The organism is Kluyvera sichuanensis (assembly GCF_040930405.1).
In the GTDB taxonomy this organism is placed as follows: domain Bacteria; phylum Pseudomonadota; class Gammaproteobacteria; order Enterobacterales; family Enterobacteriaceae; genus Kluyvera; species Kluyvera sichuanensis.
The window spans coordinates 3,187,787-3,211,134 of record NZ_CP162271.1 but is presented as its reverse complement, the minus strand read 5'-3'; the positions used below and the strand labels follow the sequence as shown (position 1 = coordinate 3,211,134).

The 23,348-nt window shown below is 56.2% G+C and carries 23 protein-coding genes; 16 read left to right on the top strand and 7 right to left on the bottom strand.

What is annotated here, in order from left to right:
- Positions 1-55: 55 nt before the first annotated feature.
- A complete protein-coding gene (gene tldD / locus AB2B48_RS15460) occupies positions 56-1,501 on the top strand; it encodes a metalloprotease TldD (protein ID WP_185669798.1) in 1,446 nt (481 codons plus the stop codon).
- 81 nt (positions 1,502-1,582) lie between these two features.
- On the opposite strand, the gene aaeR is transcribed toward tldD, so the two are convergent.
- Entirely contained in the window at positions 1,583-2,509 is a 927-nt protein-coding gene (gene aaeR / locus AB2B48_RS15455) for an HTH-type transcriptional activator AaeR (RefSeq protein WP_333012155.1), read from the bottom strand.
- 129 nt (positions 2,510-2,638) lie between these two features.
- Here aaeR and aaeX point away from each other — a divergent pair, with 129 nt between their 5' ends.
- The 3 genes from aaeX to aaeB are packed head-to-tail and all read left to right on the top strand — an operon-like array spanning position 2,639 to position 5,755.
- On the top strand, positions 2,639-2,842 hold the full coding sequence (aaeX, locus tag AB2B48_RS15450; RefSeq protein ID WP_035891204.1) for a p-hydroxybenzoic acid efflux pump operon protein AaeX: 204 nt from the start codon (positions 2,639-2,641) through the stop codon (positions 2,840-2,842).
- A gap of 7 nt (positions 2,843-2,849) precedes the next feature.
- Positions 2,850-3,782 carry a p-hydroxybenzoic acid efflux pump subunit AaeA gene (aaeA, locus tag AB2B48_RS15445; RefSeq protein ID WP_185669800.1) on the top strand — a complete coding sequence of 311 codons (933 nt, stop codon included), beginning with the start codon at positions 2,850-2,852 and terminating at the stop codon, positions 3,780-3,782.
- A gap of 5 nt (positions 3,783-3,787) precedes the next feature.
- On the top strand, positions 3,788-5,755 hold the full coding sequence (gene aaeB, locus AB2B48_RS15440) for a p-hydroxybenzoic acid efflux pump subunit AaeB (protein WP_368299575.1): 1,968 nt from the start codon (positions 3,788-3,790) through the stop codon (positions 5,753-5,755).
- Positions 5,756-5,834: 79 nt separating this feature from the next.
- On the opposite strand, the gene AB2B48_RS15435 is transcribed toward aaeB, so the two are convergent.
- Positions 5,835-7,211, bottom strand: a complete 1,377-nt coding sequence (locus AB2B48_RS15435; RefSeq protein ID WP_368299574.1) for a CoA transferase — start codon at positions 7,209-7,211, stop codon at positions 5,835-5,837.
- A 100-nt stretch (positions 7,212-7,311) separates the two neighbouring features.
- On the opposite strand from AB2B48_RS15435, the gene AB2B48_RS15430 reads away from it, so the two are divergent.
- Together AB2B48_RS15430 and AB2B48_RS15425 are read left to right on the top strand one after the other, a co-directional pair.
- On the top strand, positions 7,312-8,766 hold the full coding sequence (locus AB2B48_RS15430) for an NAD-dependent succinate-semialdehyde dehydrogenase (protein WP_368299573.1): 1,455 nt from the start codon (positions 7,312-7,314) through the stop codon (positions 8,764-8,766).
- A 27-nt stretch (positions 8,767-8,793) separates the two neighbouring features.
- Positions 8,794-9,069: a barstar family protein gene (locus AB2B48_RS15425; RefSeq protein WP_185669804.1), complete on the top strand. Its 276-nt coding sequence runs from the start codon at positions 8,794-8,796 to the stop codon at positions 9,067-9,069.
- Between the two features lie 53 nt (positions 9,070-9,122).
- On the opposite strand, the gene yhcN (AB2B48_RS15420) is transcribed toward AB2B48_RS15425, so the two are convergent.
- The 3 genes from yhcN (AB2B48_RS15420) to argR form a co-directional block, all read right to left on the bottom strand.
- Positions 9,123-9,389, bottom strand: a complete 267-nt coding sequence (yhcN, locus tag AB2B48_RS15420) for a peroxide/acid stress response protein YhcN (protein WP_185669805.1) — start codon at positions 9,387-9,389, stop codon at positions 9,123-9,125.
- Between the two features lie 100 nt (positions 9,390-9,489).
- Complete coding sequence (yhcN, locus tag AB2B48_RS15415; protein WP_185669806.1) at positions 9,490-9,753, bottom strand: peroxide/acid stress response protein YhcN; 264 nt, start codon at positions 9,751-9,753, stop codon at positions 9,490-9,492.
- 376 nt (positions 9,754-10,129) lie between these two features.
- Positions 10,130-10,600: a transcriptional regulator ArgR gene (gene argR / locus AB2B48_RS15410; protein WP_185669807.1), complete on the bottom strand. Its 471-nt coding sequence runs from the start codon at positions 10,598-10,600 to the stop codon at positions 10,130-10,132.
- A 455-nt stretch (positions 10,601-11,055) separates the two neighbouring features.
- Here argR and mdh point away from each other — a divergent pair, with 455 nt between their 5' ends.
- The 10 genes from mdh to AB2B48_RS15360 all read left to right on the top strand — a co-directional run bounded on the left by mdh (position 11,056) and on the right by AB2B48_RS15360 (position 20,656).
- Positions 11,056-11,994, top strand: coding sequence for a malate dehydrogenase (mdh, locus tag AB2B48_RS15405; RefSeq protein WP_368299572.1), 939 nt, complete (start codon positions 11,056-11,058; stop codon positions 11,992-11,994).
- 121 nt (positions 11,995-12,115) lie between these two features.
- A complete protein-coding gene (locus AB2B48_RS15400; RefSeq protein ID WP_185669809.1) occupies positions 12,116-12,745 on the top strand; it encodes a GntR family transcriptional regulator in 630 nt (209 codons plus the stop codon).
- On the top strand, positions 12,732-13,397 hold the full coding sequence (locus AB2B48_RS15395; protein ID WP_185669810.1) for a GntR family transcriptional regulator: 666 nt from the start codon (positions 12,732-12,734) through the stop codon (positions 13,395-13,397). The genes AB2B48_RS15400 and AB2B48_RS15395 overlap by 14 nt, the downstream gene beginning before the upstream one ends.
- A 205-nt stretch (positions 13,398-13,602) precedes the next feature.
- On the top strand, positions 13,603-14,871 hold the full coding sequence (locus AB2B48_RS15390) for an SLC13 family permease (protein ID WP_185669811.1): 1,269 nt from the start codon (positions 13,603-13,605) through the stop codon (positions 14,869-14,871).
- A gap of 32 nt (positions 14,872-14,903) precedes the next feature.
- Complete coding sequence (gene ttdA / locus AB2B48_RS15385) at positions 14,904-15,803, top strand: L(+)-tartrate dehydratase subunit alpha (protein WP_185669812.1); 900 nt, start codon at positions 14,904-14,906, stop codon at positions 15,801-15,803.
- Positions 15,803-16,420 carry a L(+)-tartrate dehydratase subunit beta gene (gene ttdB / locus AB2B48_RS15380; protein ID WP_368299571.1) on the top strand — a complete coding sequence of 206 codons (618 nt, stop codon included), beginning with the start codon at positions 15,803-15,805 and terminating at the stop codon, positions 16,418-16,420. The genes ttdA and ttdB overlap by 1 nt, the downstream gene beginning before the upstream one ends.
- A 137-nt stretch (positions 16,421-16,557) precedes the next feature.
- Positions 16,558-16,797, top strand: a complete 240-nt coding sequence (locus AB2B48_RS15375; RefSeq protein ID WP_185669814.1) for an oxaloacetate decarboxylase subunit gamma — start codon at positions 16,558-16,560, stop codon at positions 16,795-16,797.
- A 15-nt stretch (positions 16,798-16,812) separates the two neighbouring features.
- Positions 16,813-18,573: a sodium-extruding oxaloacetate decarboxylase subunit alpha gene (gene oadA / locus AB2B48_RS15370; RefSeq protein WP_368299570.1), complete on the top strand. Its 1,761-nt coding sequence runs from the start codon at positions 16,813-16,815 to the stop codon at positions 18,571-18,573.
- A 12-nt stretch (positions 18,574-18,585) separates the two neighbouring features.
- Positions 18,586-19,887 carry an oxalacetate decarboxylase subunit beta gene (locus tag AB2B48_RS15365; RefSeq protein ID WP_368299569.1) on the top strand — a complete coding sequence of 434 codons (1,302 nt, stop codon included), beginning with the start codon at positions 18,586-18,588 and terminating at the stop codon, positions 19,885-19,887.
- Between the two features lie 55 nt (positions 19,888-19,942).
- Positions 19,943-20,656 (top strand): hypothetical protein, encoded by a 714-nt coding sequence (locus AB2B48_RS15360; RefSeq protein ID WP_333012169.1) that lies wholly within the window; start codon positions 19,943-19,945, stop codon positions 20,654-20,656.
- 74 nt (positions 20,657-20,730) lie between these two features.
- Here AB2B48_RS15360 and degS read toward each other — a convergent pair whose 3' ends face one another.
- Both degS and degQ read right to left on the bottom strand, forming a co-directional pair.
- Complete coding sequence (gene degS / locus AB2B48_RS15355) at positions 20,731-21,798, bottom strand: outer membrane-stress sensor serine endopeptidase DegS (RefSeq protein ID WP_185667781.1); 1,068 nt, start codon at positions 21,796-21,798, stop codon at positions 20,731-20,733.
- Between the two features lie 91 nt (positions 21,799-21,889).
- Positions 21,890-23,266, bottom strand: coding sequence for a serine endoprotease DegQ (gene degQ / locus AB2B48_RS15350; protein ID WP_368299568.1), 1,377 nt, complete (start codon positions 23,264-23,266; stop codon positions 21,890-21,892).
- Positions 23,267-23,348 lie beyond the last annotated feature (82 nt).

Below are 23,348 nucleotides of genomic sequence, written 5' to 3'. Positions count from 1 at the left end.
GGAATACCGGCCCGAAATGCGTGAGGCGCGCGGGCCATTAACGAGTAGCGAAATAATGAGTCTAAACCTGGTAAGTGAACAATTGCTGGCAGCGAACGGCCTGAACCATCAGGATCTGTTCGCCATTCTTGGTCAACTCACGGAGCGTCGTCTGGACTATGGCGATCTCTATTTTCAGTCCAGCTACCACGAATCCTGGGTTTTAGAAGATCGCATCATTAAAGATGGTTCTTACAATATCGACCAGGGTGTTGGGGTGCGTGCGGTGAGCGGTGAGAAAACCGGCTTCGCCTACGCCGATCAGATTAGCCTGCTGGCGCTGGAACAGAGCGCGCAGGCAGCGCGTACCATTGTGCGCGATGCGGGCAACGGTAAAGTGCAGACGCTGGGTGCGGTTGAGCACCCTGCGCTCTATACCTCGCTGGATCCGCTGCAAAGCATGACCCGCGAAGAGAAGCTGGATATTCTGCGCCGCGTTGACAGCGTCGCGCGCGCGGCGGACAGCCGCGTGCAGGAAGTGACGGCGAGCCTGACCGGCGTCTATGAACTGATTTTGGTTGCCGCGACCGACGGTACGCTGGCTGCCGATGTGCGCCCGCTGGTGCGCCTGTCAGTTAGCGTGCAGGTGGAAGATGACGGTAAACGCGAGCGCGGCGCCAGCGGTGGCGGCGGTCGCTTTGGCTATGACTACTTCCTTGCCGACCTTGACGGCGAAGTGCGCGCCGATGCCTGGGCGAAAGAAGCGGTGCGCATGGCGCTGGTGAATCTCTCTGCGGTGGCTGCGCCTGCGGGTACGCTGCCGGTGGTGCTGGGCGCGGGCTGGCCGGGCGTACTGCTGCATGAAGCGGTCGGTCACGGTCTGGAAGGCGACTTCAACCGCCGCGGCACCTCGGTCTTCAGCGGCCAGATGGGCCAACTGGTGGCTTCTGAACTCTGTACCATCGTGGATGATGGCACGATGTCTGACCGTCGCGGCTCCGTAGCGATCGACGATGAGGGGACGCCGGGCCAGTACAACGTGCTGATCGAAAACGGGATCCTCAAAGGCTATATGCAGGACAAGCTTAACGCTCGTCTGATGGGCGTTGCGCCTACCGGTAACGGCCGCCGCGAATCCTACGCGCACCTGCCGATGCCGCGTATGACCAACACCTACATGCTGGCCGGGAAATCCACGCCGCAGGAGATCATTGAATCCGTCGAGTACGGCCTTTACGCGCCAAACTTTGGCGGCGGCCAGGTGGATATCACCTCCGGTAAGTTTGTCTTCTCCACCTCGGAAGCCTACCTGATTGAAAACGGTAAGGTGACCAAGCCGGTGAAAGGGGCGACGCTTATCGGTTCCGGTATCGAAACCATGCAGCAGGTCTCGATGGTTGGTAACGATCTGAAGCTGGATAACGGCGTGGGCGTCTGCGGCAAAGAAGGCCAGAGCCTGCCGGTTGGCGTTGGCCAGCCAACCCTGAAAGTGGACAATCTGACGGTGGGCGGTACCGCCTGACCTGAAAAAAATGCACCTCATTTTGAGGTGCATTGATGTCTGTTTGTAGGCCGGATGGCGCTTCGCTTGTCCGGCCTGTCACTATTCCTTTCTTCTCCCCCGCATCCCCTGGAACAGCCTCGCCACTTCGACAAAATAGTCGGTCAGATAGTTAATACAGACCTGCACCTTGAGCGGCAGCTTGTCCTTTTCGGTATACAGCGCGTACACCGGGCGAGGATCGGACTGATAGCGTGGGAATAAGATCTCCAGCTCACCGCTGTTGATCTCATTGATCACCCACATCAGCGGCACGTAGGCAATCCCTGCACCGGCCACCAGCCAACGGGAGATGGTCATCGGATCGTTAGTGACAAATCGGCCTTCTGGCAGCAACCTGGTCGACAACCCTTCGGGGGCAATCAGCTCAAATTCGTTATCGGGACGCACGCTATATTCCAGCCATGAATGGTTACTCAGGTCCGCTGGCTTTTCGGGCACGCCATACTGCGCGAGGTATTTCTTCGACGCGCAGACGACCATCGGCATGCTGCCAAGGCGTCGGGAGAAGAGGCTGGAATCCTGCAGCGCGCCCACGCGGATCACCACGTCCAGGCCGTCGGCAATCAGGTCCGGCGCCGGAATGCCCGTCACCAGATTCACCGTTAAACCTGGATACTCTTTCAGCATCTCCGCCGTCATGGCAGCGAGGACATTTTGTGCCATAGTTGAAGAACAACCAATGCGCAGCGTGCCAATTGGCGTGTTGTTAAAAGCGTAAAGCTGCTCGTGAACATCCTGAACTTCGAACAGCATGCGGCGGCAGCCCTGGTAGTAAATTTTACCGGCTTCGGTTAAGCCAATGCTGCGAGTACTGCGGTTAAGCAGTTTGACCTGCAGCTCATCTTCCAGTTTAGAGACAGTCTGGCTGATGGACGAAACGCTCATTTGTAGCTGGCGCGCCGCGGCGGTAAAGGAGCCTTGCTCGACCACTTTGGCAAACACCGACATCCGTTTTAGTCGTTCCATTGTTCACTCTGGCTTAAAAGTGATTTGCATCACACTATGTAGATAAGGCGATAACAGTTACGTTAAAATACTGTTAGCTGAATAATTAAAGTTCCAATCTCACCTGCACGCTAGTCTAGTAAGGTCAACATGAGCCTGTTTCCTGTCATCGTGATTTTCGGTCTCTCATTCCCGCCGATTTTCTTTGAGCTGCTCTTATCGCTCGCCATTTTTTGGTTGGTGCGTCGCGTGCTGACGCCGACCGGGATCTACGACTTTGTCTGGCATCCTGCGTTGTTCAACACCGCACTGTACTGCTGCCTGTTTTATCTAATATCACGTTTGTTCGTCTGAGGTAGATGTGAAAACACTAACAAGAAAAATCTCCCGCACCGCTATTACGGTGATACTGGTCATCCTGGCGTTCATCGCGATTTTCCGCGCCTGGGTCTATTACACCGAATCTCCGTGGACGCGCGATGCGCGTTTCAGCGCGGACGTTGTCGCCATTGCCCCTGACGTTTCCGGCCTGATTACCGACGTACAGGTCAAGGATAACCAACTGGTTAGCAAAAATCAGGTGCTGTTTATCATTGACCAGCCGCGCTACAAGAAGGCGCTGGAAGAGGCCGACGCTGACGTGGCCTATTATAAAGCGCTGGCCGATGAAAAAAGCCGTGAAGCCGGGCGCCGTAATAAGCTGGGCGTCATCGCGATGTCACGCGAAGAGATTGACCAATCCAATAACGTTCTACAAACCGTGCTGCACCAGCTTGCTAAAGCGCAGGCGACTCGCGACCTGGCGCGCCTCGACCTTGATCGTACGGTGATCCGTGCCCCGGCAGATGGCTGGGTGACTAACCTTAACGTCTATGCCGGTGAGTTTATCACCCGCGGCTCGACGGCGGTGGCGCTGGTTAAACAGCACTCCTTCTACGTGATGGCCTACCTTGAAGAGACCAAGCTCTCAAGCGTCCGTCCGGGCTACCGTGCCGAAATTACCCCGCTGGGCAGCAACCACGTGATTAAAGGCACCGTTGATAGCGTCGCGGCAGGCGTGACGAACGCCAGCAGCAGCGTTGACAGCAAAGGGATGGCGACCATCGACTCTAACCTCGAATGGGTTCGTCTGGCCCAGCGCGTGCCGGTGCGTATTCGTCTGGATGAAGAGACGGGCAACCTGTGGCCTGCGGGTACTACCGCCACGGTGGTCATTACCGGTGAGAAAGATCGCGATGCCAGCCGCATGAGCTTCTTCCAGAAGTTAGCGCTGCGCCTGCGTGAGTTCGGTTAATCGCCATGGGCATTTTTAGTATTGCCAACCAGCACATCCGCTTTGCCGTCAAACTGGCATGCGCGGTGGTGCTGGCGCTGTTTGTCGGCTTTCACTTTCAGCTTGAAACGCCCCGCTGGGCGGTACTGACTGCCGCTATCGTGGCGGCTGGCCCGGCCTTTGCTGCAGGTGGGGAACCCTATGCAGGGGCGATTCGCTATCGTGGGATGCTGCGTATTGTCGGCACCTTTATTGGCTGTATTGCGGCGCTGGTGATTATCATCACCATGATTCGCGCGCCGCTGCTGATGCTGTTGGTCTGTAGTATCTGGGCCGGTTTCTGTACCTGGATTTCCTCGCTGGTGCGCGTGGAGAACTCCTATGCCTGGGGGCTCTCCGGCTACACGGCGCTGATTATCGTCATCACCATTCAGGCCGAACCGTTGCTGACGCCGCAGTTTGCCGTTGAGCGTTGTAGCGAAATCGTGCTGGGGATTATCTGCGCGATCGTCGCCGATCTCCTGTTTTCGCCGCGATCGATCAAAAAAGAGATCGATAGCGAACTCGACGGCATTCTTATCGATCAATATCGCCTGATGCAGCTGTGTATCAAACACGGCGACAGCGATGAAATGGACAAGGCCTGGCTGGCGCTGCTGCGGCGTACGGCAGCGCTGGAAGGGATGCGCGGCAATCTGAACATGGAGTCCTCACGCTGGGCGTGGGCCAACCGCCGCCTGAAGGCGCTGAACACCGTTTCGTTGACCATGGTGACCCAGGCTTGTGAAACCTTCATCATGCAAAACTCGCGGCCTGAGCTGGTCACTGACGCCTATCGTGAGCTGTTCGAAGAGCCGGTTGAGACGGTGCAAGATGTTCATCGTCAGCTTAAACGGATGCGCCGCGTGCTGGCGTGGACAGGCGAGCACGATACGCCGGTCACTATCTACAGCTGGGTAGGGGCCGCGACGCGTTATCTGCTGCTCAAGCGCGGGGTGATTGGCAATGCCAAAATCAGCGCCCGCGAAGAAGAGATCCTGCAAAGTGAAGTGGTGGTGCGCCCGGAATCCGCCGAGCGTCACCACGCGATGATTAACTTCTGGCGCACCACGCTCTCCTGCGCGCTGGGCATTCTGTTCTGGCTGTGGACCGGCTGGACCTCCGGTAGCGGGGCGATGGTAATGATCGCCGTGGTCACCTCGCTGGCAATGCGTCTGCCGAACCCGCGCATGGTGGCGATAGACTTTATCTACGGCACCATCGCGGCGCTGCCGCTGGGGGCGCTCTATTTCCTTATCATCATTCCCGCGACCCAGCAAAGCATGCTGCTGCTGTGTATTAGCCTGGCGGTGATGTGCTTCTTTATCGGTATTGAAGTGCAAAAACGGCGGCTGGGCTCGATGGGGGCACTGGCCAGTACCATCAACATTCTGGTGCTGGATAACCCGATGACCTTCCACTTCAGCCAGTTCCTTGATAGCGCATTAGGGCAGATTGTCGGCTGCTTCATGGCGTTTATCGTTATTCTGCTGATCCGCGATAACTCCCGCCTGCGTACCGGGCGCGTGCTGCTGAACCAGTTTGTGTTTGCGGCGGTATCGGCGATGACCACCAATATGGCGCGTCGGAAAGAGAATCATCTGCCGGGGCTCTACCAACAGCTGTTCTTACTGCTGAATAAGTTCCCCGGTGATATCGCCAAGTTCCGCCTGGCGCTGACGCTGATTATTGCGCACCAACGTCTGCGCGATGCGCCCATTCCGGTGAATGACGATCTGTCGGCATTCCACCGCCAACTGCGCCGCACGGCTGACAAGGTGATCTCTGCCAGCAGCGACGACAAGCGCCGCTATTACTTTACGCGCTTGCTGGAAGAACTGGGGATTTATCAGGAAAAACTGCGGGTCTGGGAAGCGCCTGAACAGGTGACCCAGCCGGTTGAGCGGCTGGTGTCGATGCTGCATAAATACCAGGGTGCACTCACGAGCAGTTAAGTGTTTTTCCCGGAGTCGCTGCGCTCGTCCGGGCTACAAATCGCAGGTAGCCCGGACGAGCGCAGCGACTCCGGGAGCCCTACCACCATTCCGCGCGATGCGCCCCTAACGGCATGGCCGGCATCGCAAACGCCATCGGTGTTTGTGCAAGTTCCAGCGCGCTGTTGAAGTAGCTTAACTCGCCGAATGGTCCCTGCTCGGTCACCATACAACGGGTAATCGCCGCTTCGCCTGGTGGGGCAATCGTCTGATAATCCGCCTGCTTGCCCAACTGTTGCAGCCACGTCGCCGTCCGGCACAATGACACATCTACCCGCCATGCACCGCCTTCATTACGCTGACGCTCCAGCGCCATTAGCACGCCAAGCGTGGCGAGATAGCCGCTGAGATAATCATTCGGATAGGTTGGCCCCAGCACCGGCTGGCCCGCGCCGCCCTGTGCTACCGCCATACCGGTCACGGTCTGAGCAAGCTGCTCGAAGCCCGGCCGTGTTTTCCACGGCCCGCGGTGGCCGTAGCAGTTCAGGTTAACCGTAATGATTTGGGGATTGATCCGCGCCATCTCTTCATCACTCAAGCCATAGCGGGCAAGCGCGCCGGGACGGTAGCTTTGCACAAACACATCGCCTTCGCGGACCAGCTTCGCCGCCGTCTCGCGACCTTCGGCGGTGGAGAGTTCAAGATACGCGTTGCGCTTGCCGTGGTTGGTATCAACGTCGAACGGCAAAATACGTGGGCGATAAGGGGATGAAAGGTGCAGTACATCGGCACCCATTTGCGCCAGGCCGCGGGTCGCTGTTGGCCCAGCGATCACGTGGGTGGCATCCAGCACGCGCAGCGACTTCAGTACCCGTGGCGTGTCGTAACGGCGGGCTTTCGGTGCGCTATCGGTCATCCGCGTCAGGCGAATCAGCGGCTCCTGACTCACCGCCAGCCCCTGCGGATGTGCCAGCCACTCTTCACGACTGCGGGCAATGGCAGCGCACAGCCCAGCGTCGGCAATGGTCTGCTCCAGCTTTTGCGCCTCCCACTTCGCCACGGCCTGCGCCACGCGGCTACGGTTATTGGGCACGTCGAGAATATCCAGAATGCCATCACGCAAACGCGGGTAGCCGCCGTGCAGGAAAATCCAGCGGTTGTCGGCGGTGAGGTAGAAATCGGTGGTGGGGTAGTCCGGGTCGTTGTACTGCCAGTTATAGCCGTTCTGCTGCTGGAAGGTGACCGCGTGGGTTGAGGCGGCAGCGCTATGGCAATCAACGGTAATTTCCTGCTGCTTACCTCGCAGCACATCGAGCATCAGCCCTTGTAGCGCTAGCGCGGAGGCGGCCGCCTCTCCAATGGCAAACGGCGTCGGATAGACCGGTTCTGTACCGGTGAACGTCACGCGATCGCTCGCCAGATGTGCCAGCCCAAGCTCGTGGCACAGCTTATCAAAAACAGGATATTCACGTTTCACCGCAGGCTCCTTTCCGTTAATAAGACTATCGTTATTCTGACAACTATTACGCTAAAAGCGATAGCTATACTTAGATGGAAACACTTTTCAGGAGGGTGTAATGACCACGCAAGCATGGCAGGACAACGATCTCTTTCAAACGGGCTACCTGGTGAACGGCGAATGGCATCAGCTCGACACCACCTTTGATGTGCTCAATCCCGCGACGGGCGAGATCGTCGCCAAAGTTGCGAAGGCCGGGAAGGTGGAGACGGAACAGGCGATTGCCGCCGCCGCCCGTGCGTTCCCACTCTGGCGGGCGAAAACGGCGAAGGCGCGATCGGAGCTGTTGTATCGCTGGTATCAGCTCATCATCGAACATAAAAGCTGGCTGGCGAAACTGATGACCATCGAACAGGGCAAACCGCTGAAAGAGGCGGAGGGCGAGGTGGACTACGCGGCGAGCTTTATCCAGTGGTTTGCCGAACAGGGAAAACGGGCTAACGGCGAGATAATTCCACCGGCGAAGCCGGGTTCACGCATTCTGGCAACCCGCGAGCCTATCGGGGTGGTGGCGGCGATTACGCCGTGGAACTTCCCGATGGCGATGCTCACCCGTAAGCTTGGCCCAGCGCTGGCGGCTGGCTGTACCGGGGTGATTAAACCCGCCAATAACACGCCACTGTGCGCGTTCGCACTGCTGGCGCTGGCGAAGAAAGCGGGGATTCCGGACGGGGTGCTGAACGCCGTGGCGGGGAATACGCTGGAGATTAGCGACGCGATTATGGCAAGCCATGACGTGCGAAAAATCTCCTTTACTGGCTCAACCTCGGTGGGCAAAACGCTGGTGCGTAACGCTGCGGAAACCATGAAGAAAGTCTCCATGGAGCTCGGTGGCAACGCGCCGTACATCGTCTTTGAAGACGCGGATATTGACGCCGCCGTTCAGGGGGCTATCGCCAATAAGTTCCGCAACGCCGGACAGGTGTGCGTGAGCGTTAACCGTTTTTATATTCACGACAGCGTGTATGAGCGCTTCGTCAGCCAGCTTGCTGTCGCCGTGAAGGCGCTGAAGGTGGGGAACGGGCTGGATGACGGCGTGATCGTGGGGCCATTGATTGAGGCTGCTGCGGTTAAAAAAGTGCGTGAACACGTTGAGGATGCTGTCGCGAAAGGGGCCAAAGTGCTGGCTGGTGGGCAGCCGCATGCGCTGGGCGGTAACTTCTGGCAGCCGACGGTGCTGGGTGACTGTCAGGAAAAAATGCTGCTGGCGCAGGAGGAGACGTTTGGTCCGCTAGCGGCCTGCTTCCGTTTTAGCGATGAAGACGAAGTTATTCAGCGCGCGAATAATACGCCTTACGGTCTGGCGGCCTATTTCTACACCCAGAACCTGTCCCGCGTCTTCCGCGTCTCGCAGGCGCTGGAGAGCGGTATGATCGGCATTAACGAATGTGCCGTTTCAACCGAGCTGGGGCCGTTTGGCGGCGTGAAGGAGTCGGGGCTTGGGCGCGAAGGTTCAGTGCTGGGGCTGGAAGAGTACCTCGAGGTGAAAACGCTGCACATTGGGGGACTTTAGTCTGTTGAATAGGGGAGAGGGCGTAAGATGAAAATCTATACTTTTGATTTTGACGAGATAGAGGATCAGGGCGATTTTTATCGGGAGTTCGCCCGTCTTTTTGCCCTCGATCGTGAGTCGATTCGCGATCTGGACGCGCTCTGGAGCGTGGTGACCGGCAATGTAATACCGCTACCGCTGGAGATTGAATTCCTGCACATGGACGATAAGCAGCGACGACGCTACGGCGCGCTGATTCTGCTGTTTGATGAAGCGGAAGAAGAACTTGAAGGCATGCTGCGGTTTAACGTTCAGCGCGGATAAAAAAAGCCCTCGCCGAAAGGCGAGGGCAAGTCGTCGGACAAGACGACGAGGGTTTATTTGTACAGTTCAGCCGTAGCGTGCGAGCTGTCGCCGGAACGGGCTTCGATAATGCGGTAGCTGCTAGCGCCTTCTTTCTCTGCTTTTGCGGCTAACTGGCTACGCATATCCATTGGGTCGCTACCTATCTGTGAAACGGAAACGGTGCCGATGGACTGTAGGTTCTGTGCCTGATCTGCGCTCACCTGATGTACTGCGGCGCTTGCGCCGAAAGAGAGTACGGATGCCAGACCAAGGGATGCGATGATAATTGCGCTTTTCATATACTTTACTCCTCACCTTATTTTGCAGCGGTGAGAGGATGCTGATGCTTATTCCTGGGACCGCTGGGGATATTTTTTTTCAATACCGACGTACTGCGTCTTATTTATACAGTTCAGCCGTTGCGTGCCAGCGATCGCCAGTACGCGCTTCAATGATGCGGTAAGACGATGCACCTTGTTCTTCCGCTTTCTTGTTCAGCATCTCATGCATATCCATCGGGGTTGAACCGACGGAACCAATGGAAACGGTGCCGATTGACTGACGGGTTTGTGCCTGGTCGCTGTTGATAGAATCAGCGGCGAAAGCGCCAAACGAGATAACGGATAGGATGCTCAGAGCGGCAACGGTAGTTTTGATTTTCATGATACTCACCTCGTCGAATTTTTTTGGAAGGCCTTTGTTTTGTGACCCTCATCACGAAATTAAGTATACACTAATCACATGAAATATTAATACCCCGCTAATTGTTTCCCGTGTAATTACTTGTCAGGAATCGTCATTTTTAGAACATATACGTATAAAAAAACGCATATTTTGGCAAAGTTGTCGGCCAATAATGCGTAAAATCAAAAAGATAGGATAATTTGATGTTTTGTGCGCTTAAGTCGGGATATATTCACTGTATCTATGTGAATGCACAAAGAATCGCACTAAATGTTAACGGAACGGCAGTGAAAACGGCGGGGCGTTGGCGGGAAAACAGACTCCTCCGGAGGAACCAGAGGAGTATCGCGAGGGATTACAGTTCCTGTTCGAACAGAACCTGAATGGCCTCGTAGAGATCTTTAACAGTGAAACCCCGAGCAGGCGTGGTGAAGATCGTGTCATCACCGGCAATGCTGCCGAGAATCCCTTCCGCTTTGCCCAGCGAATCCAGCAGACGTGCAATCAGCTGCGCTGCACCAGGGCTGGTATGAATGACGACGACGGCGTCGTTGTAGTCAATATCCAGAACCAGGTTCTTCAGCGGGCTGGAGGTGGTTGGCACGCCCAGCTCAGCCGGCAGGCAGTAAACCATTTCCATTTTGGCGTTGCGGGTACGCACTGCGCCAAACTTCGTCAGCATACGGGAGACTTTGGACTGGTTGATATTATCGAAGCCTTCTTCCTGTAAGGCCTGAACAATTTCGCCCTGAGAGCTAAATTTTTCTTCCTTCAGTAATGCTTTAAAGGCTTTAACTAATTCTTCTTGTTTAGTGGAACTTCGCATAAGTCACCTGACTATGGTGGTGAAATTAACATTATTATGCATATAGGTGAATTTTTATGCAAAACAATTTATCCCAAGGGGCTAGGCCAAATAGAGAAAGGCGGGATTTTAGCAAAAATTAGACCTAAGAAACATGCCTATATCACGGGATCCAAATAAGTTAAAAGTAAATGAATTGTTATTAAATTGCTGTTGTTTTACGCAACATGCTGAGTATATTGTAATCGATAGTTGATGAAAGTTTGGTTTCGTAGATAGACCTTTTTCGGGGAGTAGTGCGGTAACGCCAGCAATGCTGCTGGAGGCTCCGCATTCTGTAAGCAATTATATTGTAATTATTTACCTTGTGAATTAAGGTCGCCGCAACGGAGTAACAACAGGTATCTCTTGCGTCGGTTATGCGGTCCACGACAGGTTATTACCTGAATGTCATTAACCATAATAAGGAGTTTAGGATGAAAGTCGCAGTCCTTGGTGCCGCCGGCGGTATTGGCCAGGCGCTTGCCCTACTACTAAAGACCCAACTGCCTTCAGGTTCAGAACTCTCCCTCTATGATATTGCCCCCGTCACGCCTGGCGTGGCTGTCGATCTCAGCCATATTCCTACTGATGTGAACATCAAAGGTTTCTCTGGTGAAGATGCGACGCCTGCGCTGGTAGGGGCGGATGTTGTCCTGATCTCTGCCGGGGTAGCTCGTAAGCCCGGTATGGATCGCTCCGATCTGTTCAACGTTAACGCCGGGATTGTCAAAAACCTGGTGCAACAAATCGCAAAAACCGCGCCAAAAGCCTGCATTGGTATCATTACCAACCCGGTGAACACCACCGTGGCGATCGCCGCCGAGGTGCTGCAAAAGGCGGGCGTGTACGACAAAAATAAACTGTTCGGCGTGACCACGCTGGATATCATCCGCTCCAATACCTTCGTCGCTGAACTGAAAGGTAAAAAATGCGGCGACGTCGAAGTTCCGGTTATCGGCGGCCACTCTGGCGTCACGATTCTTCCTTTATTGTCGCAAATCCCAGGGGTCAGTTTCTCCGAGCAGGAGGTGAATGACCTGACCAAACGTATCCAGAATGCGGGTACCGAAGTGGTGGAAGCAAAAGCCGGCGGCGGGTCAGCCACGCTGTCCATGGGCCAGGCTGCAGCACGCTTTGGGCTGTCTCTGGTTCGCGCCTTGCAGGGCGAGAAAGGGGTGGTTGAGTGTGCCTATGTTGAAGGCGATGGCGAATACGCTCGTTTCTTCTCACAGCCGCTGCTGCTCGGCAAAAACGGGATTGAAGAACGTCAGTCTATTGGCAAACTGAGCGCTTACGAGCAGCAGGCGCTGGAAGGGATGCTGGATACGCTGAGAAAAGATATTCAGCTTGGCGAAGATTTTATTAATAAATAGTGTGTGATGCCGGAACGTTCGTTCCGGCTTCTTTCAGGCCGCGTGCCCGCAAACAGGTTGCTCGATCAAACGTTAAATCTGCTAAACTCCCCGCGTCTTATTGGTTATCAACGAGAACGTCGTGAAAAAGATCCAAAGAAAGCAAACTCGCGATCACATTACCCAAATGCTGCGCTATGAGATTCTCTCCGGCAATATTCGTGCAGGAGAAGAGCTGGCGCAGGAGAGTATTGCTGAGCAGCTAGGGCTTTCTCGCATGCCGGTTCGCGAGGCGCTGCAGTCGCTTGAGCAAGAAGGATTTTTGATCCGTTTGCCCAATCGGCATATGCAGGTTGCCCATCTTGAGCCCGACCATGTCAGCCATATTTTTCGCGTTATTGCGGTGATGGCTGCAGAGCTGTTTACGCTTATTCCGTCAACGGCATCAGACGTGCTGAGCGCTCGCGCCCAGGCGCTGGCGAGCGGGCAAGACAAAACGCTTGAGCTTGAGTTTCACCTTGCGCTGATTGCTTATGTTAACAATCGCTATCTTGAGAAAGCCTATCAGCAGTTCCTGGATGGCTATATCTCCTATGTGATTCTACATCTGAAGGAAGAGTGCCAGGAGTCAGCGTTGCTGCTGATGGAACTCAGCGCGGCGATAGGCCGGGGCCAACACGACGAGATTGTGCAGGCTACGCAGCGTTATTTCCTCTCTTTAGCGGAAATAATGCGTCAACATATGAAGGATTGGGAAAGTGCAGAAGCCTAAATTAGGGAAAATTAAGCTTCTTTCAGCGAAAGAACAGGTAGCTGCGGTGCTGCGTAAGGCTATTCTGTCGCGGGAATTAGTAGAGGGTCAGGAGATTACCCTGGAAGGGATCGCCGGAATGGTTGGCGTATCCAGCATGCCAGTACGCGAAGCGTTTCAGATTCTGGCCGCCGATGGGTTAATTAAGGTTCGCCCTAATAAAGGCGCGGTGGTTTTAGGGATCAATGAGCAGACGATTCGCGAGCATTATGAGATCCGTGCTCTGCTTGAAAGCGAGGCCGTTGCTAAAGCCTCTCGCCCCGGAACCGATATTTCGCGTATTGCACAGGTGCATTACGCGGCAGAAAAGGCGCTGGCCGCCAATAATTCCGCTGAATATTCAGACCTGAACCAGGCATTTCACATGGAAATCTGGAATGCGGCAGGCAATGAAAAGATGAAAGTACTGCTTTGTAACATGTGGAATGGACTCTCAATGGGCCACAAGGTTACCGAAGAAGAGTATGCCGAAATTTCCATCCAGGAACATAAAAGTATTCTGCAAGCCCTTGAAATTCATGATGAGACGTTGGCCCGGCAGCGTATGCGCGCACACATTATCCGTTCTATGGAGAATATGCTGACGCGCTACGTTGAAGAGCCCACATCCTGATCTTCCCGCCTGCGTATCACCGCAGGCGATAGCCTTCTGACCCTAATTTCATCGTTGACCGTCAGGATCGTATGACGATCTTGACGCAGATCTCAATCCTGAAGCTTTCCTGAAAAACGAATTGACTTAGTTTTTGTATGGGAATAATTTTGCCTCGTCAATATTGGATACAATATCATATATCATTGATAGGATAATTATAAACATGGAACCTATTACCATCACCCTATGCTTACTGGTGTTTGCCATTGCAATGTTCGTTTGGGAAAAAGTGCCGCTTGCGGTCACCTCGATGATCGTCTGCGTGGCGCTTGTTCTCACCGGTGTCCTCGATCTGAAGCAGGCGTTTTCCGGCTTCATCGATACCAACGTCATCCTCTTTGTGGCGATGTTTATTGTCGGCGGCGCGCTGTTTGAAACCGGCATGGCAAACAAAGTCGGCGGCGTGATTACCTATTTTGCAAAAACGGAGAAGCAGCTGATCTTCACCATCATGGTGGTGGTTGGCGTGATGTCCGGTTTTCTCTCCAACACCGGCACTGCGGCGGTGCTGATTCCGGTTGTCATTGGCGTGGCGGCTAAATCGGGATTTACCCGCTCCCGCCTGCTGATGCCGCTGGTTTTTGCCGCCGCGCTGGGCGGTAACCTGTCGCTGATTGGCGCGCCGGGCAACCTGATTGCGCAGTCGGCGCTGCAGAATATTGGCAGCGGTTTTGGCTTCTTTGAGTACGCTAAAGTCGGTCTGCCGATGCTAGTTTGCGGCATGATTTACTTCCTGACTATTGGCTATAAATTCCTGCCAAATCATCCCAACAACGGCGAAGTTGGCAGCATTGGCGAGCAGCGTGATTACAGTCACGTGCCGCGCTGGAAGCAGATCCTGTCACTGGTGGTGCTGATCGCCACGATCCTCGGCATGATTTTCGAAAAACAGACCGGGATTAGCCTTGCAGTTGCCGGTTGTATCGGTGCACTGGTGCTGGTTGTTAGCGGTGTACTGACGGAAAAACAGGCCTATAAGGCGATTGATTCACAAACTATTTTCATCTTCGGTGGCACGCTGGCGCTGGCAAAAGCGCTGGAAATGACCGGGGCTGGCAAGCTGGTAGCGGACTACGTAATTGGCCTGCTCGGGGACAGTTCCTCACCGTTTATGCTGCTGGTCGTGGTGTTTGCTCTGTCGGTTATCATGACCAACTTTATGTCCAATACCGCAACCGTTGCGCTGTTGGTGCCGGTGAGTCTCTCCATCGCCGCAGGCATGGGTGCCGACCCGCGCGCCGTGCTGATGGCAACGGTTATCGGCAGTTCCTGCGCCTATGCCACACCTATCGGGATGCCCGCCAATATGATGGTGCTCTCCGCTGGCGGCTATAAGTTCGTCGATTACGCCAAAGCCGGTATCCCTCTCATCATCGTTTCCACCATTGTCAGCCTGATTCTGCTGCCAATCCTTTTCCCTTTTCACCCGTAATTTACGGACGCTGTTCTGACTAAGGAGTATTTATGAGCAAACGTGAGCAGATATCCCATATGACCGATGTTATGGCCAAATTTGTGGGATATACCGGTAAAGTCTTACCTGATGACGTCACGGTCAAACTGGAAGAATTACAGAAAAAAGAGACCAGTCAGTTGGCGAACGTCATCTTCACCACCATGTTCGATAACCAACGTCTGGCTAAGGAGTTAGATCGTCCTTCCTGCCAGGATACCGGCGTTATCCAGTTCCTCGTGGAGTGCGGTGCGAACTTTCCGCTGATCGGCGAGCTGGAGGCCTTGCTGCGTGAAGCGGTAATCCAGGCGACGGTTGACTCTCCGCTGCGCCATAACAGCGTTGAGACCTTTGACGAATACAACACCGGCAAAAACGTCGGTAAAGGCACGCCAACGGTGTTCTGGGAAATTGTTCCTGATTCTGACCAGTGCAGTATTCACACTTACATGGCGGGCGGCGGCTGCTCGCTGCCGGGGAAAGCGATGGTGCTGATGCCGGGAGCAGGCTACGAAGGGGTGACCCGTTTCGTGCTGGACGTGATGACCAGCTATGGCCTGAACGCCTGTCCGCCGCTGCTGGTGGGCGTTGGGGTGGCCACCTCTGTTGAGACGGCAGCGCTGCTGTCGAAAAAAGCGCTGATGCGTCCGGTTGGGTCGCGCAACGACAATGAACGAGCGGCTTCGCTGGAGAAAATGCTGGAAGACGGCATCAATAAGATTGGCCTTGGTCCGCAGGGCATGTCCGGTAATACCTCAGTCATGGGCGTCAATATTGAAAATACCGCTCGCCATCCTTCTACCATCGGCGTGGCGGTTAACGTCGGCTGCTGGTCGCACCGTAAAGGTCATATCGTTTTCGATAAAGATCTGAATTACACCATCACCTCTCACACAGGAGTGACTTTCTGATGACTAAAAAAATTCTCACCACGCCGATTAAAGATGAAGATTTAGCGGATATTAAGGCGGGCGATATTATTTACCTCAACGGTCATATTGTTACCTGTCGTGACGTGGCGCATCGCCGCTTAATTGAAGGCGGTCGCGAACTGCCGGTGAATATTGACGGCGGCGCAATTTTGCATGCTGGTCCGATTGTTCGGCCAATAAAAGGTTCTGACGATAAATTCGAAATGGTCTCCGTTGGCCCAACTACCAGTATGCGCATGGAGAAGTTTGAAAAAGAGTTTATTGCTAAAACCGGCGTGAAGTTAATTGTTGGCAAAGGCGGTATGGGCAAAGGCACTGAAGAGGGTTGCTCGGAGCATAAGGCGCTGCACTGCGTGTTCCCTGCGGGCTGTGCAGTGGTGGCGGCGGTCTGCGTTGAAGAGATTGAGGGTGCGCAGTGGCGCGATCTCGGTATGCCGGAAACGCTGTGGGTTTGCCGGGTTAAAGAGTTCGGTCCGTTAATTGTTTCGATTGATACGCATGGTAATAACCTGTTCGAGCAGAACAAAGTTATTTTCAACCAGCGTAAAGAGATCGTCGCGGATGAAATTTGTCAGCACGTGAGTTTTATTAAATAAGCTAATTGCACGGTAATGGTTGCTGCTTCACATTTGAATAAATGAGGTTTCCGATCGGGGGCGATCCGGAAAATTCACTCTTATTATTCATCGCGTGGGCAGCGCCATTATTGTGCCTTCTTTTTGAAGGCCATTTTATGACTGCTGCCGTACTGCTGGGTGAAGGCTTCACCCTGATGTTCCTCGGGATGGGATTCGTGCTGGCGTTTCTGTTCCTGCTTATTTTCGCTATCCGCATGATGTCCACCGCCATCGCCCGTTTCTTCCCCGAGCCCGTCGCCACTCCCGCGCCGCGCGCCGTGCCCGCCGTGGACGACTTCACCCGCTTAAAGCCGGTGATTGCCGCGGCCATTCACCATCACCGTCTTAACGCTTAAGTTCCGGAGGGAACCATGACTCTCGCTATTACCGATGTCGTCCTGCGCGACGCCCATCAGTCCCTGTTTGCCACCCGTCTGCGCCTTGATGACATGCTGCCCATTGCCGCTCAGCTTGATGACGTCGGCTACGGCTCGCTCGAATGCTGGGGCGGTGCCACCTTTGACGCCTGCATCCGCTTCCTCGGCGAAGACCCATGGCTGCGCCTGCGCGAGCTGAAAAAAGCCATGCCGAAGACCCCGCTGCAGATGCTGCTGCGCGGGCAGAACCTGCTCGGCTACCGTCACTATGCCGACGATGTGGTCGAGCGCTTTGTCGAGCGGGCGGTGAAAAACGGCATGGATGTGTTCCGCGTTTTCGATGCCATGAACGACCCGCGCAATATGAAAGCCGCCCTGCAGGCGGTGCGCAGCCACGGCGCCCATGCCCAGGGCACGCTCTCCTACACCACCAGCCCGGTGCACACCCTGCAGACCTGGCTGGACCTGACCGAACAGCTGCTGGAAACCGGCGTTGACTCCATCGCCATCAAAGATATGTCCGGCATCCTGACCCCGATGGCGGCCTATGAGCTGGTCAGCGAAATCAAAAAACGCTACGACGTACGGCTGCACCTGCACTGCCACGCCACCACCGGGATGGCGGAGATGGCGCTGCTGAAAGCCATTGAAGCCGGCGTTGACGGTGTCGATACCGCCATCTCTTCGATGAGCGCCACCTACGGCCACCCGGCTACCGAAGCGCTGGTCGCCACGCTGGCCAGCACTGAGCATGACACCGGGCTCGACATTAACAAACTGGAAAATATCGCCGCCTATTTCCGCGAGGTGCGCAGGAAGTACCACGCCTTTGAAGGCCAGTTGAAAGGCTATGACAGCCGCATTCTGGTGGCGCAGGTGCCGGGCGGGATGCTGACCAACCTGGAAAGCCAGCTGAAGCAGCAGAACGCGGCGGACAAGCTTGACCTGGTGCTGGCGGAAATCCCCCGCGTGCGCGCAGACCTCGGTTTTATTCCACTGGTGACCCCGACCTCGCAGATTGTCGGCACCCAGGCGGTGCTCAACGTGCTGACCGGCGAGCGCTACAAAACCATCGCCAGAGAGACGGCGGGCATTCTGAAAGGCGAATATGGCCGCTCCCCGGCCCCGGTGAACGCCGCGCTGCAGGCGAAGGTGCTTGACGGCGCACAGGCCATCACCTGCCGCCCGGCGGACCTGCTGAAGCCGGAGCTGGCGGCGCTGGAAGCGGACATCACCCGTCAGGCGCAGGAAAAGGGCATCACCCTTGCAGAGAACGCCATCGACGACGTGCTGACCGTGGCGCTGTTCCCGCAGCCGGGCATGAAGTTCCTCGAAAACCGCCACAACCCGGCGGCGTTTGAACCGCTGCCGCAGGTGGAGAGCGCGAAGCCCGCCCCGGCAGCAAAACCGGCCTCCGCCGGTATCTACACCGTGGAAGTGGAAGGCAAAGCCTTTGTGGTGAAAGTCAGCGACGGCGGCGATATCAGCCAGGTGACAACCACGACCGCCGCGCCGGTTGCTGCCCCGGCTCCGGCGGGCGCAGGCACCCCGGTTGCTGCCCCGCTGGCGGGCAACATCTGGAAAGTGGTGGCGACCGAAGGCCAGCACGTGGCGGAAGGTGACGTGCTGCTGATTCTGGAAGCGATGAAGATGGAAACCGACATCCGCGCCGCGCAGGCCGGAACGGTGCGTGGCATCGCGGTGAAAGCCGGGGATGCGGTCGCGGTCGGCGACACCCTGATGACGCTGGCATAACGGAGAGGACGAATGGAAAGTCTGAACGCCCTGTTCCAGGGCATGGGGCTGATGCACCTTGGCGCCGGCCAGGCCATCATGCTGCTGGTCAGCCTGCTGCTGCTGTGGCTGGCGATTGCGAAGAAGTTTGAGCCGCTGCTGCTGCTGCCGATTGGCTTCGGCGGCCTGCTCTCCAACATCCCGGAAGCGGGTATGGCGCTGACCGCGCTGGAGAGCCTGCTGGCCCATCACGATGCCGGACAGCTGGCGGTGATTGCCACGAAGCTCCACTGCGCGGCGGACGTACACGCCATTAAAGAGGCGTTAGCGCTGGCGCTGCCGTCGGTGCAGGGCCAGATGGAGAATCTGGCGGTGGATATGGGCTACACGCCGGGCGTGCTGGCGCTGTTCTACAAAGTGGCGATTGGCTCCGGCGTGGCGCCGCTGGTTATCTTTATGGGCGTCGGCGCGATGACCGACTTCGGCCCGCTGCTGGCGAACCCGCGCACCCTGCTGCTTGGCGCGGCGGCGCAGTTCGGCATCTTCGCCACCGTGCTGGGCGCGCTGACGCTGAACTACTTCGGCGTCATCCCCTTCACCCTGCCGCAGGCGGCGGCGATTGGCATTATCGGTGGCGCGGACGGCCCGACGGCAATTTACCTCTCCAGCAAGCTGGCCCCGGAACTGCTGGGGGCGATTGCGGTGGCAGCCTATTCGTATATGGCGCTGGTGCCGCTGATTCAGCCGCCGATTATGAAGCTGCTGACCAGCGAGACAGAGCGGAAAATCCGTATGGTGCAGCTGCGTACGGTCAGCAAGCGGGAGAAAATACTCTTCCCGGTGGTGCTGTTGCTGCTGGTGGCGCTGCTGCTGCCGGACGCGGCACCGCTGCTGGGGATGTTCTGTTTCGGCAACCTGATGCGGGAAAGCGGGGTGGTGGAGCGTCTGAGCGACACGGTGCAGAACGGGCTGATTAATATCGTGACGATATTCCTCGGGCTGTCGGTGGGCGCGAAGCTGGTGGCGGATAAGTTCCTGCAGCCGCAGACGCTGGGCATTCTGCTGCTGGGGGTGATTGCGTTTGGCATCGGGACGGCGGCTGGTGTGTTGATGGCGAAGCTGATGAACCTGTTCAGCACCAATAAAATCAACCCACTTATCGGCTCGGCGGGGGTCTCGGCGGTGCCGATGGCGGCGCGCGTGTCGAACAAGGTGGGGCTGGAGTCGGACGCGCAGAACTTCCTGCTGATGCACGCCATGGGGCCGAACGTGGCCGGGGTGATTGGCTCGGCGATAGCCGCAGGCGTGATGCTGAAGTACGTGATGGCGATGTAATTCGTCATTCTCAGGAGCGGGGTTTCTCGCTCCTGCAAACAATGAGGGATCGATAATGAGTGAGATGATTGCCGTTCGTCAGGCTATGTCAGTGCCGTCAAAAGAGACCGTCATGCGCTACGTCGCAGAAGCCCTCGGTCATATCACCACGCTGGAACCATCATTACATTTGCTGCCCTGGGCAGGCGACAACCACCCTGACAGCCCGGCGCTGTTCGCGCAATGCTATGACGCCGGACTTCGCGCGGCAAACCAGCCCACCCCGCTGACCAGGGACGCTATTCCGCAGGCGCTGAGGCAGTCGGAAGCCGCGTGGGTGCAAGGGATTGGACTATTATGCCTGGCCGCGGGTTATATGTGTGCGCACAAGCAGCCGCTGACGCATAACCGCTTGTGCGACCTGGTTAAGACATTCGCAGTGGAATTTCCCCATTGGGATGATGAACCGCTGAGTGGATTTGCCACGGTGCGCGGCATCGCTTTGCCTGTTTTCCGGCGTCTGCAGCGCGATGGTCATACCCCGCACGTCATCCTGCTACAGACGTTGCTGCATCTGGTGGCCTGGCGCAGCGGTTCGCCGTACGCCAGACAGCAAGCTCAGCGGCTGCTTTGGCTGGGCGGTGTGCTGGGGGAGGAAGGCGAGTTGAATCTGATGGTGCTGGATAAGGAATTGCGGGAATATCCGGTAGAAGAGGAACGTCTACCTGCACTGCTGATCTTCACGGATTTTCTGGCGCATTTCCCGGCGGGGCCGATTTTTGTTGATTAAGTGTCGTGGCGCTAGCGCCGAAACCGGGTGTTCCCCGGAGTCGGTGCTTTGCGCCTCGTCCGGGCTACAACCTATTAGTTCGACGCCGGATATTCCTGAATCGTCACCTGCATTGTCAGCTTTTTATCTTCACGCATTACCACCACTGGGATCACTGAACCTGGGCGGATCTCCGCAACCTGGTCCATGGTTTCCAGCGCGGAAACCGCCGGTTTACCGTTCACCGAGATAATCACGTCGTTGTTCTGAATGCCTGCCTGCGCGGCCGGGCCGTCCGGGGCGATTTCGTTAACCACAATCCCCTGAATCTGATCGATAGCGCCACCCTGCGCGCGCAGCGGCGCAATTTCACGACCGCTAATGCCGATAAAGCCGCGGATCACGCGACCGTCACGGATGAGCTTATCCATAATTTTGGTCGCTAGCTGGAATGGGATCGCAAAGCTCAGCCCTTCTGGTGTCTCGCCGTCGTTGCTCTTATCGAAAGAGAGAGTGTTGATACCCATCAGTTCGCCCAGCGAGTTCACCAGCGCGCCGCCGGAGTTACCGTGGTTGATGGAGGCATCGGTTTGCAGGAAGTTCTGTCGGCCGCTTGGGTTCAGGCCGATACGACCGGTGGCGCTGATAATCCCCTGGGTGATGGTCTGACCGAGGTTATACGGGTTGCCGATAGCCAGCACCACGTCGCCGATGTGCGGTACGCGGGTGGGATTAATCGGAATCACCGGCAGGCCGCCGGTGGCGTTAATTTTGAGTACCGCGAGGTCGGTCAGGCTATCGGAGCCAACCAGCAGTGCTTCAAACACCCGGCCGTCCTGCAGGGCGACGATAATCTGGTCCGCATCGTTGATCACATGCTTGTTGGTAATGATGTACCCGCGCTGATCCATAATCACGCCGGAGCCGAGCGTTTTAATCTCCAGCTGGCTGTGGGTGCTGCTGTTCAGGCTGCGGTTATAGACGTTAACTACCGCAGGCGCGGCGCGGCGCACCGCCTGATTATAGCTGGCAGGGGTTTCGTCCGTGCTGCTAAAGCGCTGAGTGGCTAACGGATTCCACTGGCGCAAAGAGGGAACGGTCACAATCAATATGCCGCCAACCAGTAAACCTAGTGCGACGGAACGTAAGAGCTTTAGAAGCATGATACAAGCATCATCGTTGATGAGAAAACTGGGCGAAGCATACCACGAGTTTACCGGACATACATTGCATGCTATGTCCGGTTTCCGAGGATTAGCGCATAAGCAGGTAGATGCTCTCGTTACCGCGCATAACGTTGAGTGCAATCACTGCGGGTTTGGTTTCCAGCACCTTACGCAGCTCAGCAATCGATTCGGTCTGCTGGCGGTTGATGCCGATAATGACATCATCTTTATGCAGACCTACCTGAGCGGCCGGGCTGCCTTTCTCGACGTTGGAAATCACCACCCCTTTGGTGCCGCTTTTCGCCTGACCATCGCTCAGCGTTGCCCCTTCCAGCGCCGGGATAATTAGCTGTGCGCTGGCGGTGGATGAGGTGCTCTTATCCAGCGTGACTTCAACTTCCAGCGGTTTGCCGTCGCGCAACAGGCCCAGCTTCACCTTCGAACCTGGTTCGGTCGTGGCAATGCGGGAACGCAGTTCGGCGAAGCTGTTCAGCGGTTTACCGTTCAGGCTGGTGATTACGTCACCGGACTTAATCCCGGCTTTGGCTGAGCCTGAGTTTGGCAGCACTTCGCTGACGAAGGCGCCGCGCTGCACGTCAAGATTAAACGCTTTCGCGATATCGGCGGTCATTTCCATACCGCGGATGCCGAGCAGGCCGCGTTTGATTTCACCAAACTGAATCAGCTGCTGCGCCAGGGTTTGCGCCATATTGCTCGGGATGGCAAAGCCGATGCCGATGCTGCCGCCGCCGGGAGCCAGAATGGCGGTGTTGATGCCAATCAACTCGCCGTTGAGGTTGAGCAGCGCGCCGCCGGAGTTACCGCGGTTAATGGCGGCATCGGTCTGAATAAAGTTTTCCAGCCCTTCAAGATTCAGGCCGCTGCGGCCCAGCGCCGAGACAATCCCGGAGGTTACGGTCTGACCGAGACCAAACGGGTTACCGACCGCGACGGCGAAATCGCCCACGCGCAGCTTGTCGGAGTCGGCGATGGCGATTTGCGTCAGGTGGCTGGCTTTCTGGATTTGCAGCAGGGCGATGTCGCTTTGATCGTCGCTGCCGATAAGCTTGGCTTCAAATTCGCGGCCATCGTTAAGCTGGACGCTGATCTTCTGGGCGTCGCTCACCACATGGTTGTTGGTCAGCACATAGCCTTTGATGGCATCGATGATGACCCCGGAGCCCAGCCCTTCAAACTGCTGTGTGGGTTCATTTGCCGGGTTACTGCCGTCATCGCCAAAGAATTTCTTCAGCTCATCCGGAACCTGCTGATTCGCCGGCGTGGTGCCCTCTACCTTCACGCTCACCACGGCGGGCAGCACTTTCTCCAGCATCGGCGCGAGGCTCGGCAGAGTACCCTGGCCTGGAACCTGCGTCGGCAGCGAGGCCAGTACCGGAGCCGGTACGGCGAGTGATAACCCGATGCTTAACGCCAGTGCACTTAACAGTAAAGTCGATTTCTTCATTGATGCTGGCCCTCATGACCCTGTATGCAAGGACAATACTTCCCGAAAAGACTGATGTTATTGAAGTAAATATAGTCGGCGT